Below are 12,332 nucleotides of genomic sequence, written 5' to 3'. Positions count from 1 at the left end.
ATGAACAAGACAACCGCTCCGCAACGCAGTTCGGGTGAAAAGGAGGCGCTACTGTCAAACGTGGCGCTGCTCTACTATGGCGAGGGTCTGACTCAGGGCGAGATCGCCAAGCGGATGAAGGTCAGCCGCGCCACCATCGTCAACATGCTGCGCGAAAGCCGCGAATTGGGGGTGGTGGAGATACGGGTTGACGGCCACTTTCTGACCGGCTCAAACCTTGCGCGCGAATTGCGTGAAAAATTCTCGCTCGAAGATGTCTATGTGGCGCAGCCAGCGTCTGAAACCGTGCGCATGTCGCGCGCCCAAAGTCTGGAACAACTTGCACGGGTGGCCGCGATGGCGGTGCTTGATGTCGTTGAACCGGGTGACCGGCTGGGGGTTGCCTGGGGTGAAACCATAATGGCCGTGGCCGATGCCATGCCCCGCAATGCCGTGCCTGATGTCGAGGTTTGTCAGCTGATCGGTTCGATGATCTCAGAGCGGGTGCCCGCATCGGAAAACTGTACCATCCAGATCGCCAACAAACTCGGCGCGCAGTGTTTCACGCTGCATGTGCCGGGGTTGATATCAAGCGTCGAACTGGCGCGGCAACTCTGTGCCGAACCCACTATTCAGATGCAGATGGAGCGGCTGAAATCGCTGGATATGGCGATCTATTCCGTTGGCAACGTGACCTCGCAAACCCATCTGGTCGCGGCGGGCATGACGTCTGAAGAGGCTCTGGCAGATGCGGTTGCGGCGGGTGCGGTGGGCATCCTGTGTTGCCGCTATCTTTCGGCGGACGGGGCGCAGATAGATCTGCCACCTCAGGACAGGTTGATCGCAGCCGATGTTGCCGATCTTAAAAGCGCCCGCAAAAAGCTCCTCGTGGTCTGTGGAACGGATCGCGCCGATGCCACGCTGGCCTGCATCCATGGCGGGTTGGCCACGCATCTGGTGGTGGACAAGCCATTGGCGCTTGCATTGCTGGATGTCTGACGGCGCTGAAGTGCCGGTCAAGGCAGGCTGTTGCACACCGGCTGCTGATCGGCCGGCCCTGCCGAATGTGGCGGCTGTGACCCGTGGATCGGGCGCGCGTCCGCCCTCGGTTGAGGTACCGGGCGGCAAGGCCCTGATTGGCACCGATCACCCGATCTTACTGGATGACGCCGAGGGCCCGTTACGCCGCCGCACGATTTCCCCGTTCCGGATTGGCATCACCTCTGTCACCAACGCGCAATTCGCCGATTTCGTTGCGGCCACCGGCTATGTAACCGAAGCGGAACGGTTTGGTTGGTCATTCGTGTTTTGGGCGCAGGTCGCCGAGGATGTCGGCCCCACCCAAGGCGTTGTCGGTGTCGAATGGTGGCGGCGGCTCCACGGAGCCAACTGGCGCGATATCAATGGGCCGCGAACGGCGGAGCAAGTCTGGTTTCCGGATCATCCCGTGGTGCAGGTCAGTTGGAACGACGCCCGCGCCTACGCCGATTGGGTCGGTGGTCGTCTCCCGACCGAGGCCGAGTGGGAACATGCGGCACGCGGCGGTCTGGGCGATGTGCCGTTTCCCTGGGGCGACAAAGAACCTGACGACACCGCGCATTTCCCCTGCAACATCTGGCAGGGACGCTTTCCGGAAAACAACCTTGGCCGTGATGGCTATCTGACGACTGCACCCGCGCAATCCTTTGCCCCGAATGGCTATGGCCTCTACAATTTGGTCGGTAATGTCTGGGAATGGACCTCGGACCCGTTTCGCATCCGGTCCCTGCGGCGTCAGGCCAAGGCGCGTCAGGCGTCGATGAAGGGCTACAAGCTCGCCAAAGGCGGCTCGTTCCTTTGCCACAAGAGCTATTGCTTTCGCTACCGGATCGCGGCGCGGACGGGAAATTCACCTGACAGCACCACGACACATACCGGGTTTCGCGTGGTCTGGGACGCTTAGGCCGGGACCGCTTCTTTCAGGCCCAACCGGTCATACTGCTCGGGTGGGCAGCCTTCGTCCTCCATCAGTTGACAGACGAGGTCCAGCATCCGCTGGCGCTGATCCGGTGCCGTGTCCCACAGATTGTCGGCTTGCTCCGGGTCATCGGCGCGGTTGAATAGAAAATTCTTCTCGGTCCGGGGATCGATCTTGATCGGGATCTGCCACATCGGCAGATCGACCGAAGGGTCAAAATAGCCTTGGTCAACCGGTTTGTTCGGGGCTTTGGCCAGCCGCCCGTCCACGGGGTTGTCAACGATGAGCGGCCGAAAGATCGCCGTCGAATAGAGGAAGAGCGGCTGGTCGGGATCGGGCGCTTTCATCACGGTCCATGTCCCGTCGGTGGCGCAAATCCCTTGACCGAATGTGCCATAGAGCACGGCATCGCGTGGTGAAGGCGCATCCTCGACGATCATCGGCAAGAGTGATCGGCTGTGCCGGTTGGCATCCGTTACCTCGACCCCTGCCGCCTCGATGATCGTGGCAAACAGGTCGACCGTCTGGGTCAGCCCCGACAGTCGCTTGCCGTTGCCGGGGTTCTGCGGGTGCCAGACCATCAACGGAATGTTGGCATGGCTGTCAAAATGCGGGTGCTGTTTGCCAAAGGCGCGGCGCTCGCCCATGTCGTGACCGTGATCGGTGGTCAGGATGACCATCGTGTCGTCCCACAACCCTTTCTCGTCAAGCTTGTCAAGCAGCGTTCCAAACCACTTGTCCATCATCGTGACCTTGCCCATGAATTGCGAGCGTAGGAATTTCAGTTCCTCGGGCGTGGTCTGATCCATGAAGTTTTCAAGGTCGTTATAGACTTGGTAGGGCGGCCAGACGTTGAATTCGTTCTTGGTCGCGCCTTCGGCATACATGCTCTCGTAAGGCTCGGGGATGTGGAACGGTTCATGCACGTCAAAGGTTTCGACATGCAAAAAGAACTCGCCCTTGCCAGCATTGCGGTCCAGCCAGTCGCAGGCGCCGCCGAATGTCTTGGCTGAAAAGTAATCCTCTTCGCCGTTAAAATCCTTGGTGTTGGCATAATACTGGCCGATGTGCTCGGGCGCGCGAAACTTTTCGACGTTCTTGACCCAGTCGGGCTTGTCCTCGGTCGGGTCCTGTGCCTGCCAGCGATCGACTTCGTAGCCACGGATCATCTCGGTGGTGTCATAGCTCTGGATATAGCCGTTCGCCTCTTCTTCCCAGTAATGGTAGTGATCGGTCACGACATGCGTGTGATGCCCGCCTTTGCGCACCTCTGCCGGCAGGCGCGGATCGAACACTTCAAGCGAGCCCCAGGGGCGCCACATGAATTCCTTGCGCCCGGCAATAAGTTCGCGGCGCGCCGGCATGCAGGGCAGGCTGCCGACGAAATGGTTGTCAAAAATCGACGCGCGCTGTGCGAACCGGTCGATATTGGGTGTCTCGCAGGGGCTGGAGGGATCATAGGCACGCAGGCAATTGCGCGTCAGACTGTCGACCAGCACGAGAATGATATTCATGGCAGCACCCCTTCGAAAAATTGATCCACCGGCACTATAAGGGCCATCACTGGACCTTACAAGTGTCAATAACTATGTCATTTGTAATGATAGAGCGCGGCGAGCGGTTTCACCTGAAAACGGGATGTCTGCGCAGAATCTCCTAGGTTCTGGCGGCACCTGCCATGCTGTCGGCGATTGCAACAATCCGGTGCATGTCGCGCAAGACCGGCTTTTCGATGAGTTTGCCGTCGATCACGACCAGCCCGGTATCGGCAGCTTCGAACTCAGAGATGATACGACGGGCGCGGGCAATCTGTTCCTCTGACGGCGAGAACACGTCATTCAGGGCGGCGATCTGTTTTGGATGTACCGCGCCTTTTCCTGCGAAACCTAGATCGCGGGCCTGTTCGGCGGCGACCCGCATGCCATCGGGGTCTTGCAGATCGAGATAGGGAACATCGATCACGTCCAGCCCGGCGCTGGCTGCGGCGTGAACCACGCGGGACCGGGCGTATAACAGCGGCTCCCAAGCATTCTGACAGCGCAGTTCGGCGGCCATATCGACACCACCAAAGAACATCGCGTCGATGCGGTCAGAACAGTTGGCGATATCGAATGCGGCCTCCAGTCCGGCGTTGGTTTCGATGATCACGTGCAGGCGGGTGGCGTGCCCCGCCTCGGTCAGCAACTGGTCGAGCATCACCACCTCGTCAGGGGTCCGCACCTTTGGCATCATCAGGGCAGGGGGCGGTGTCAATGTCGCCAGCACAGCCTGAACATCCTCAATGCCAAAGCGTTCCCGCATCGAGTTGATCCGCACGATCCGCTCTATACCATCGTCGGCCTGTGGCTGGGCAAACAGCGCCAACGCCTTTTCGCGCGCCTCGGCCTTGTCTTTGGGGGCAATACCGTCTTCCAGTTCGATACAGACGATATCGGTGCCACAGGCGAGTGCCTTGGGGTACATGTCGGGCCGCAGACCCGGTGTAAAGATAAAGCTGCGGCGTGGCCGTGGTGGGCGCTCGGTCATCAAGATTGGCTCCTGTAGAGATTGCAGGGACATGCTTCGCCGTTGGTGGCGGCGCAGTCAAACGGTCAAGCGGCCCTCGTCACAGCTTTCGGCCTTCTGTTGCACGTTTCTTGTTCAGGGTCTGGTGGACAAGGATGCCTGTCCCGTCGGAGTCAAGGGTGACTTCTAGGAAATCGAGACCGCGCGGGTCCGCGGCAATCTGCTTTTGCATTCTTTCGAGAAGGTGCTTGTCCTTGCCCAAGGCTTCGATGATTCTGGCCTTGGTCTTCTGCGCCACATCATCGTTGGTTTCCGGCACATCAAAGGCGGCCCCTCAGAAATAGTGCGTCCAGCCCCTCTGCGCCGGCGTCACGTTATGGGAACCGCGCATGACTAAATCCTAACGCCGGCTCGGTTCGGGCGCCGGAACGTGCACACATCAGTCCGTGAATGTAATCGCCAGACTGGGCATCCGACCCTTCTGTTTCTGTTTGATCGGTTTATCTTGAGGCAGGCCCATGCCGCCGCTTCGCGCACGGCCTATGACGGTATTTCAGCGCGTTTGGGTTTGATGTGCTGGGTCGGAGACCTGGTACGCAGCCCTTCGGTGTTGAACTCCATCCCGGGATAGGCGCAGACGATTTTGTACCCATCTACGTGGCCTTCGGATAGGGGCGCCTAGCGATGCGGACAACGGTCATGAAGCGCAGCGAGCGTGCCATCGGAGAGCCGATAAAACACCACTGGCATTTCCAGAATCCAGCGGGCCAGCGGTTTATCCGTGACTTTACGGCTGTGCTCGGCGACCCACCACATATTGTGGGGTCCATTGTCTTGGATTGGTTCGTTTTCGTCCATGCCATCCTCCTCTGGCGAGGGGCGCCGCAAAGCGCTCTGCCTCTTGCGGTTTCAACTTTTAACTGTGATCGGCATCAGGAAAGGTCCCGGCACACGTCTGCTGCATGATCGGCAAAGGCCTGCTTAGCGGTTTCTTTGGTATTGGCATACCGCTTGGCGAATTTCAGTTAAAACGTGTCAAAGGCACCAAGCAGGTCATAGCCGTTTAATGTCTAGCAGGTCCCCGCCGCGCCCCGAAAATGCTTGGCAGATGAAGTCTTTTCCGGTGCCGCCGCGACGCCGAAATCGGACGCCGCGTTTTTCTATGAAGGCGCGGATGCCAGCCGTGAAAACGCTATTAATGCTCGTCAACTGCTCTAGTCGATCAGGCGGGGCTGTCGGCCCGACAGCTTACCTCCCGATATCATCATGGCCACCTCGGCGAGGATGATATCTCGGATCGCCTCGGTTGCTGGTGACAGCACGATGTCAGGCAGCCAGCAGAGCGAATGCACTCTGGAGATGGTCGGAGAGATGATTTTCTGCGTCACCAGCTTGGCGGATGCGATCTGTCCCAACCAGTAGGAAATGGGTTGAATCCCGCAGGCCAGCCCAGCCCCGATCAACGCATCCAGCAGATTGATATTTTCGGCTTCATATTTGGCGTTCAGCATTGTCGCGGCATTTCGCGCCACTTCTTCAACGCGTCGACACATGTCGTGGCCGGAACGGGGCAAGGCCAGAGGCCGATCGCAATTAGTGTGAAAGGCGACAGTCGACGTTGGTGATACAAGGTCCGGTGGTCCCATCAAAAAAGAAATCCTCTTCAACCAGCAGGATGATCTCAAGCTTCTCAGATGCGGCATATCTCATACGGGATCGCCCCCACCGTCGAACATATTTTTCTTAACCAAACGGGGTTCAAGAGGCTGTTCCGCAACCACTTCCTTCAGATCGCAGGCTTCGGAGCGCAGACCCGTCACCTCGTCAGTGTTCGCGGCGTGGGCCGTATCGCCCGCAAGACGCCGCTTGCCTGCTTCCATGAAGTTATTGGACCACTCGAGCGGGATTGCACAACTGTCGACAACATGAACAGCCTGCTGACCTGGGCTACCGAACAGCTTGATCCGTCGCTCACCTGGGCGGATATCGAAACTTTCCGCAAGGAGTGAGACGGCCCCTTGATCCTGAAAGGCGTCATGGATGTCCAGGACGCGCAGATCGCTGCCAATCTTGGCGTGGACGGTATTATTGTGTCCAACCACGGAGGCCGCCAACAGGACGGCGCGTCAAGTTCTATCGCCTATCTGCCAAAGATCGTCGATGCGGTCGGCGACCGGGTCCAGATCGTGATGGATAGTGGTGTGCGTAGTGGTCAGGACATCTTTCGCGCACTGGCACTGGGGGCATTGGGTACGATGCTTGGACGCGCGATGGTCTATGCCCTTGGTGCGATGGGTGAAAACGGTGTATCGACCCTGTTGGAAATTCTGGAAAAAGAACTCAGGACAACCATGGGTCTCTCTGGGAGAACCGACGTGGCAAAGGTGGATGCGACCGATGTTTTCCAAGCCTGACCGCGCGTTCACTTACCACGGCACCTCCTTGCCCGCCCAGTCGAAGAACCGGCCCGACTGCGCAGGGCCGATGTCATCGATCACGCGCAACAGGTTTTCGGCGGCGACCTCGGGTTCGACCTTGCTGTGCGCAGGGTAGTTGCGGGTAAAGCGGGTCGCGACCGTACCGGGATGCAGCGCGACGACAGCGGCGTCCCGGTGGCTGCGGCCAATTTCGATCGCTGCAGTGCGCAGGATCTGGTTGGCGGCGGCTTTTGAGGCGCGATAGGCATACCAGCCACCCAGCCTGTTGTCGCCGATTGATCCGACGCGCGCGCTGAGCATCGCCACAACCGCGCGACCTTTGCGCGGCAAGAGCCTGGGCGCATGCCGCAGGATGAGCGCCGGCCCGATGCAGTTCACAGCCATAATTTCGGCCATCTGCGCGCCATCGATCTGATCAAGCGATTTCTCCGGGCTGGCCCCATTTGGCGCAAGGATACCGGTCGCAACGAATATCAGATCAAACGGGCCAGTCTGTGCCCCGAGGACTCGGTCAACCGAGGTCATATCGGTCACATCGAGCCCGTCGTGTTTGCGCGACAGCCCTGTTACATCAGCGCCTCGCGCGGCGAGCTGGTCTGCGATCGCTGAGCCGATTCCGCCCCACGCGCCGATGACAAGCGCCCTTTGCATGTAATGCTCTCCTTCTATCTCCTGCAGACATAGGGCTTGCCCGATGAAAGAAAACGCGGTGAGCCGTCACGATGGTGTGGACCGCGGATGGTCCGCTGTTATCCGTAAGGTTTAGACAGGCCGATTCCACGATCGATCTGTTCGAACATCTTCAGGAAGACATTTGAAATAATGATCTAATATCAATGCATTGTATTATGATTCTCATTCAAAAGAATAACCATCGCGACTCCTGCGTGTTTCATTGGCTGCCCGCCAAGGAAGTCGGTTCCTTATCCTCGAGCAAAGGGTATTCGCAAAAGCTGTTCCAGTCATAGCCCGCACCTATTTGCGCGAAAACTGTGATCGGTATCTCCTGTGCGGCAACTGAAGTTCCACAGGAGAACCAAGCATGACGTCATACACCAACCTGATCCAGAGCGGCCTGCTGGCGGCCTGTCTTTCGGCCTTTGTGCCAGTCGCGGCACTGGCGGCCGATGTATCGGTCCGTCTGGGGCATGTCCTGCCCGAGGGCCACAGCTGGCACATCGCCGCCACCGGTTTTGCCGATGAAGTGAACGCCGCAACCGACGGCCGCGTTGAGATCGAAGTTTTCCCATCGGGTCAGCTGGGCAGCGAAAAGGAAGTGATCGAAGGATTGCAGTTCGGGTCCGTTCAGGCCGGGTTGATCGGGTCGGGATCGTTTCAGGGGATCGAGCCGCGCATGGGCATCATCGAGATGCCATATGCTTGGGGTGCACGGGATCAGGCATTTGCCGCACTTGACGGTGATCTGGGCGTCGCGCTGGCCGAAATGCTGAATGCCAAGGGCATCAAGGTTCTGGGCTGGTGGGAAAACGGGTTCCGCAATATCACCAACAATGTGCGGCCGATTGAAAAGCCTGCCGATCTGGCCGGTTTGAAAATCCGTGTTACGCCGGACAAGGTGCGTCTTGCCACGTTCGAAGGTCTGGGAGCCGAGCCTGCACCGCTGTCGTTTGGCGAGCTTTATTCTGCCTTGCAGCAGGGCCTCTTTGATGCGCAGGAAAACCCGCTGGCGATCATCTATTCGGCGTCCTTCTTTGAAGTGCAGAAATATGTGTCGCTGTCCGAGCATATCTGGGGGGCTGCGACGCTGACCATGTCGAAATCTGTCTGGGACAAGATTCCGCCCGAAGATCAGGCCATCATTTCCGAAGCCGCCACGTCGTGGGGTCTGAAACAGCGCGACATGGTGGCTGCCGCCAATGCAGAGCTGATTGCCCAGTTGGAAGCGAACGGCATGGAGTTCAACGAAGTGGACAAGGCCGCCTTTATCGAGGCCGTCGCACCGATCTGGGAGAGCCAGAAGGATGTCTATGGCGAAGAACTTCTGACCATTCTGAATGCCTATCGCAAATGATCCTGAGACCGGAAAAAGTAGAAGTTGCATCGGTGGAACCGGTGCAACTCTACGACTTCACCCAGAAAGTGCTGTTTTCACCCGCGCAACGCGGCGAAGGCTTTATCAAGCTGTCCGTGACCACCGGGAAAAAGGGCGCGAAATCCGTGGCTCATTGCCATCCGCGCGACGAGGTGACCCTGACGCTGAAAGGCGAGGCGATCCTGCGGGCAGGGGGCGAGGAATACCACATGACCGAAGGCACAGCCATGCGTCTGCCGCCGGGGCTGGATCATACGGTCGAGGTGATCTCGGACGAATGGGTCGTCGTTGCCGCCTATTGCGACGAATGCATGCTGTGTCGCGGGCCCCAAGGGATTACGAAACCATGAGCCTCGCGGTCAGTTCGCTGCGCGCGGCGACATTTGTCGACCGCGCCGCACGCTGGATCGGCGCGGCGCTGGTGGCGGGGTTTGCCGCGATGGTCGTCTATGTGGTGATCTCGCGCTACCTGTTTTCCTCGACGCCCCGCTGGGCTGAGGAACTGCCCCGGCTGGCGCTGGTCTGGCTGACATTCGTGGGTGCCATCTCGGGCTTTGTGCGTGGCAGTCATTTTCGCGCGGGCCTGCTCGATCTGATCAAGATGCCGCCGATGATACGTAAGGCGCTGGCGGTTCTGGCTTGGCTGGCGAGCTTTGTCTTTCTCGCCGTCTTTATCGTCACCGGCGCACGGCTGACAGGGATCACATGGTCACATCAGACCACGGCATTGTCGTTGCCGGTCGGTCTTTTCTACCTGTGCTTGCCAGTGTGTTGTGGCCTCGCATTGCTGGGTATGATCCTGAAAGGGGGCCGTACATGAGCGTCGCCCTTGCCTTGCTTCTTGTGGCCTTTGTCGTGTTGGTGTTGCTTGATGCACCTATCGCAGTAGCGCTTGGCCTGTCGTCGATGTTCTACCTGCTGATTGCCGATGCAGCGCCGATGATCGTCGTTGCGCAACGTGCCGTGGCCGGGATCAACAGCTTTACGCTGCTGGCCATCCCATTGTTCCTACTGGCCGGGCTGTTGATGGTGCATGGTGGCCTCGCGCCCCGGATCATCGCGTTGTGTTCGGCGCTGATTGGGCGGCGCACCGGCGGTCTGGCCATGGTCATGATCATCGCCTGCATGATGTTCGGGTCGCTGTCCGGTTCGGGCGTCGCCGATGTGGTTGCCATCGGCACCATGATGCTGCCCGCGATGAAAGATCAGGGTTATGCGCCCGGATTCAGCGCCTCGGCACTGGGGTGCGCCGGGTCTCTGGGCACTGTCATTCCACCGTCGATCGTGCTGATCGTCTATGGCACCGCCACGAACAGCTCCATCGGCCAGCTTTTCGTCGCGGCTATCATTCCCGGCGTGCTTTTAGGCCTCGGGCTGATGCTCGTTGCGTGGTGCATTTCGCGCCGCAATGGCTGGCAGGGGGGCGAGCCTTTCTCGTGGGGCGAACTTGGTCGCGCGGCCAAGGGCTCAATCCTTGCAATGCTGGCGCCGATCATCATCGTGGGCGGCATCCGGCTGGGTTTCTTTACCCCGACCGAGGCCGCCGGGATTGGCGTTGCCTATGCGCTCTTCATCGGGGTTTTTGTCTATCGTGCGCTTTCGCTCTCCACACTCTTTCGCCTTTTACGTGAAACCACCGAGATGACGGGGGTGATCCTTCTGGTCATCGCCTCGGCATCGGTATTTGGCTGGATTCTCGCTGCCGAGCAGGTGCCGCAGATGGCGGTCTCTGGAATCACACAGGCTACCGAAAGCGGCACCGTGGCGCTGTTGATGATGATGGCGATCCTGCTGATCCTCGGCACCTTTATGGAAAGCATCGCAATCATTCTGATCCTCGCGCCGGTCTTTTTGCCGATCCTGACCCACTATGGCATTGATCCCGTCTATTTCGGCATCCTGCTGACGATCAACCTCGCCATCGGGGCCAACACGCCGCCATTGGGCATCGACCTGATGGCCGCTTGCCGTGTCGGGCAAATCCCGCTCAGCGCATCGTTCAAATATCTCGTGCCGTTCCTCGGTGTGATGATCGGCGTGTTGCTGTTGCTGGTCCTGTTCCCCGCTTTGATCACCGAACTCCCGGCGATCCTGTTCTGATCCCGCCTTGCGAAAGAAAGAAGGTTTCCCATGTCCATGACACCCGATACCCGCGTCGATCTTGATCGATTCTGGTCCACCATCGAGGCCTCTGCCGAAATCGGCGTTGGCCGTCCCGGCGGCCTGTCGCGCCTGACGCTGAGTGATGATGACCGCACCATGCGCAACCTCTTTCGCAGATGGTGTGAAGAGGCCGGTCTGACCGTCGAAGTGGACGCAGCGGGCAATATCTTTGGCCGCCGCGATGGCACCGACAATGATCTGCCGCCGATCCTCATTGGCAGCCACCTTGATACCCAGATCAATGGCGGGCGTTTTGACGGCATCGCCGGGGTTCTATCGGGACTGGAAGTGATCCGGACCCTGAATGACCTTGGCCATGTCACCAAGCGACCCATTATCGTCGTCGACTGGACAAACGAGGAGGGCGCACGATTTTCGCCGCCGATGGTCGCCTCGGGCTGTTTTGTTGGCAAGTATGACATCGATTGGGTGCATGACCTGATCGGCGATGATGGCGCGCGGTTTGGGGACGAACTGGACCGCATCGGATACAAGGGCGCACGGGAGTGCAAGGCAGGCGAGATCGACGCCTATTTCGAATTACATATCGAGCAGGGGCCGATTCTGGACGCGGAAAACCGTCAGGTCGGCGTTGTCACCGGCGGCTACCCGGTGCGCGGGATGCGTGCGTCGTTCAAAGGCCAGACCTCGCATACCGGGCCGACACCGATGGACCTTCGCAAGAATGCGTTGGCGGCGGGTGCGCGTTGGCTGACGGCGGTGGATGACATCGGTTGGGATTTCGCGGTGCATGACGGCAAGGCGACGGCGGCGCGGTTGACCGCGTGGCCTAACAAGCCGGGCATCCTGTCGGATACGGCCGAAGCCGTCTGTGATGTGCGCCACCCCGATCCGATCACCACCCGCGCGATGGCGGAAAAGATGCGCCGCGCGCTCTTTGAATCGGCTGCGCGCTGTGGCTGCGAAGCGGTGATCGAGGATGAATGGGAATGGGGCGGCGATATCTTTGATCACGAGATGATCGACGGTATCCGCGATCAGGCGATCCGGATGGATTTCAACTGGCGAGATATTCAGAGCCAAGCAGGGCACGATGCCTATTTCCTCGCCACCCATTGCCCGACGGCGATGATCTTTGCGCCTTGCAAGAACGGTATCACGCACAACAATGAAGAAAGCTGTGAGCCGGCGGATTTCGTGGCTGGCCTGAATATTCTCTTGCATGCCGTGGTGGCACGGGCCGACCGGTAAATGAGATGGCAGGTCCGCCGCAACG

General features: G+C 59.3%; 14 protein-coding genes and 1 pseudogene. 8 read left to right on the top strand and 7 right to left on the bottom strand.

Annotated elements, in window-relative coordinates; all coding sequences use genetic code 11:
* Together ABJO75_RS15785 and ABJO75_RS15780 are read left to right on the top strand one after the other, a co-directional pair.
* On the top strand, positions 1-978 hold the full coding sequence (locus tag ABJO75_RS15785; protein ID WP_348134509.1) for a sugar-binding domain-containing protein: 978 nt from the start codon (positions 1-3) through the stop codon (positions 976-978).
* Positions 971-1,921 carry a formylglycine-generating enzyme family protein gene (locus ABJO75_RS15780; protein ID WP_348134507.1) on the top strand — a complete coding sequence of 317 codons (951 nt, stop codon included), beginning with the start codon at positions 971-973 and terminating at the stop codon, positions 1,919-1,921. Before ABJO75_RS15785 ends, ABJO75_RS15780 begins: the two co-directional genes overlap by 8 nt.
* On the opposite strand, the gene ABJO75_RS15775 is transcribed toward ABJO75_RS15780, so the two are convergent.
* From ABJO75_RS15775 to ABJO75_RS15750, 6 genes and pseudogenes are all read right to left on the bottom strand, one after another.
* Positions 1,918-3,450 carry a sulfatase gene (locus ABJO75_RS15775; RefSeq protein ID WP_348134505.1) on the bottom strand — a complete coding sequence of 511 codons (1,533 nt, stop codon included), beginning with the start codon at positions 3,448-3,450 and terminating at the stop codon, positions 1,918-1,920. The genes ABJO75_RS15780 and ABJO75_RS15775 overlap by 4 nt on opposite strands.
* Before the next feature lie 142 nt (positions 3,451-3,592).
* A complete protein-coding gene (locus ABJO75_RS15770; RefSeq protein WP_348134503.1) occupies positions 3,593-4,462 on the bottom strand; it encodes a CoA ester lyase in 870 nt (289 codons plus the stop codon).
* A gap of 79 nt (positions 4,463-4,541) precedes the next feature.
* Positions 4,542-4,760 (bottom strand): hypothetical protein, encoded by a 219-nt coding sequence (locus ABJO75_RS15765; RefSeq protein ID WP_348134501.1) that lies wholly within the window; start codon positions 4,758-4,760, stop codon positions 4,542-4,544.
* A 359-nt stretch (positions 4,761-5,119) separates the two neighbouring features.
* On the bottom strand, positions 5,120-5,299 hold the full coding sequence (locus ABJO75_RS15760) for a Rieske 2Fe-2S domain-containing protein (protein ID WP_348134499.1): 180 nt from the start codon (positions 5,297-5,299) through the stop codon (positions 5,120-5,122).
* Positions 5,300-5,655: 356 nt separating this feature from the next.
* The gene (locus tag ABJO75_RS15755) at positions 5,656-6,087 is read right to left on the bottom strand and encodes a LysR substrate-binding domain-containing protein (RefSeq protein WP_348134497.1); all 432 of its coding nucleotides are present in this window, start codon (positions 6,085-6,087) and stop codon (positions 5,656-5,658) included.
* 13 nt (positions 6,088-6,100) lie between these two features.
* Positions 6,101-6,336: pseudogene (locus ABJO75_RS15750) on the bottom strand (IS3 family transposase); the annotation flags it as partial.
* Between the two features lie 123 nt (positions 6,337-6,459).
* Between ABJO75_RS15750 and ABJO75_RS15745 the strand changes: the two are divergent.
* Positions 6,460-6,855 (top strand): alpha-hydroxy acid oxidase, encoded by a 396-nt coding sequence (locus ABJO75_RS15745; protein WP_348134495.1) that lies wholly within the window; start codon positions 6,460-6,462, stop codon positions 6,853-6,855.
* 12 nt (positions 6,856-6,867) lie between these two features.
* Here ABJO75_RS15745 and ABJO75_RS15740 read toward each other — a convergent pair whose 3' ends face one another.
* Positions 6,868-7,530, bottom strand: coding sequence for an SDR family NAD(P)-dependent oxidoreductase (locus ABJO75_RS15740; protein ID WP_348134493.1), 663 nt, complete (start codon positions 7,528-7,530; stop codon positions 6,868-6,870).
* A 391-nt stretch (positions 7,531-7,921) separates the two neighbouring features.
* On the opposite strand from ABJO75_RS15740, the gene ABJO75_RS15735 reads away from it, so the two are divergent.
* From ABJO75_RS15735 to ABJO75_RS15715, 5 genes are read left to right on the top strand one after another with little or no spacing between them, the layout of a single operon-like run.
* Positions 7,922-8,911, top strand: a complete 990-nt coding sequence (locus ABJO75_RS15735) for a DctP family TRAP transporter solute-binding subunit (protein ID WP_348134491.1) — start codon at positions 7,922-7,924, stop codon at positions 8,909-8,911.
* Positions 8,908-9,282 carry a cupin domain-containing protein gene (locus ABJO75_RS15730; RefSeq protein WP_348134489.1) on the top strand — a complete coding sequence of 125 codons (375 nt, stop codon included), beginning with the start codon at positions 8,908-8,910 and terminating at the stop codon, positions 9,280-9,282. The genes ABJO75_RS15735 and ABJO75_RS15730 overlap by 4 nt, the downstream gene beginning before the upstream one ends.
* Complete coding sequence (locus tag ABJO75_RS15725) at positions 9,279-9,752, top strand: TRAP transporter small permease (RefSeq protein ID WP_348134487.1); 474 nt, start codon at positions 9,279-9,281, stop codon at positions 9,750-9,752. The genes ABJO75_RS15730 and ABJO75_RS15725 overlap by 4 nt, the downstream gene beginning before the upstream one ends.
* Positions 9,749-11,032, top strand: coding sequence for a TRAP transporter large permease (locus tag ABJO75_RS15720; RefSeq protein WP_348134486.1), 1,284 nt, complete (start codon positions 9,749-9,751; stop codon positions 11,030-11,032). The genes ABJO75_RS15725 and ABJO75_RS15720 overlap by 4 nt, the downstream gene beginning before the upstream one ends.
* A 30-nt stretch (positions 11,033-11,062) precedes the next feature.
* Positions 11,063-12,307: a Zn-dependent hydrolase gene (locus ABJO75_RS15715; RefSeq protein WP_348134484.1), complete on the top strand. Its 1,245-nt coding sequence runs from the start codon at positions 11,063-11,065 to the stop codon at positions 12,305-12,307.
* Positions 12,308-12,332 lie beyond the last annotated feature (25 nt).

Origin of the sequence: Sedimentitalea sp. (assembly GCF_039973035.1) — a bacterium.
Lineage (GTDB): Bacteria > Pseudomonadota > Alphaproteobacteria > Rhodobacterales > Rhodobacteraceae > Sedimentitalea.
This window is presented reverse-complemented; position numbering and strand designations above follow the sequence as displayed.

What these genes read in the sequence shown, in the direction of transcription:
- ABJO75_RS15785 (WP_348134509.1), top strand. Translation starts at nt 1, where the DNA reads ATGAACAAGACAACCGCTCCGCAACGCAGTTCGGGTGAAAAGGAGGCG.
- ABJO75_RS15780 (WP_348134507.1), top strand. Translation starts at nt 971, where the DNA reads ATGTCTGACGGCGCTGAAGTGCCGGTCAAGGCAGGCTGTTGCACACCG.
- ABJO75_RS15775 (WP_348134505.1), bottom strand. Translation starts at nt 3,450, where the DNA reads ATGAATATCATTCTCGTGCTGGTCGACAGTCTGACGCGCAATTGCCTG.
- ABJO75_RS15770 (WP_348134503.1), bottom strand. Translation starts at nt 4,462, where the DNA reads ATGACCGAGCGCCCACCACGGCCACGCCGCAGCTTTATCTTTACACCG.
- ABJO75_RS15760 (WP_348134499.1), bottom strand. Translation starts at nt 5,299, where the DNA reads ATGGACGAAAACGAACCAATCCAAGACAATGGACCCCACAATATGTGG.
- ABJO75_RS15755 (WP_348134497.1), bottom strand. Translation starts at nt 6,087, where the DNA reads ATGGGACCACCGGACCTTGTATCACCAACGTCGACTGTCGCCTTTCAC.
- ABJO75_RS15740 (WP_348134493.1), bottom strand. Translation starts at nt 7,530, where the DNA reads ATGCAAAGGGCGCTTGTCATCGGCGCGTGGGGCGGAATCGGCTCAGCG.
- ABJO75_RS15735 (WP_348134491.1), top strand. Translation starts at nt 7,922, where the DNA reads ATGACGTCATACACCAACCTGATCCAGAGCGGCCTGCTGGCGGCCTGT.
- ABJO75_RS15730 (WP_348134489.1), top strand. Translation starts at nt 8,908, where the DNA reads ATGATCCTGAGACCGGAAAAAGTAGAAGTTGCATCGGTGGAACCGGTG.
- ABJO75_RS15725 (WP_348134487.1), top strand. Translation starts at nt 9,279, where the DNA reads ATGAGCCTCGCGGTCAGTTCGCTGCGCGCGGCGACATTTGTCGACCGC.
- ABJO75_RS15720 (WP_348134486.1), top strand. Translation starts at nt 9,749, where the DNA reads ATGAGCGTCGCCCTTGCCTTGCTTCTTGTGGCCTTTGTCGTGTTGGTG.
- ABJO75_RS15715 (WP_348134484.1), top strand. Translation starts at nt 11,063, where the DNA reads ATGTCCATGACACCCGATACCCGCGTCGATCTTGATCGATTCTGGTCC.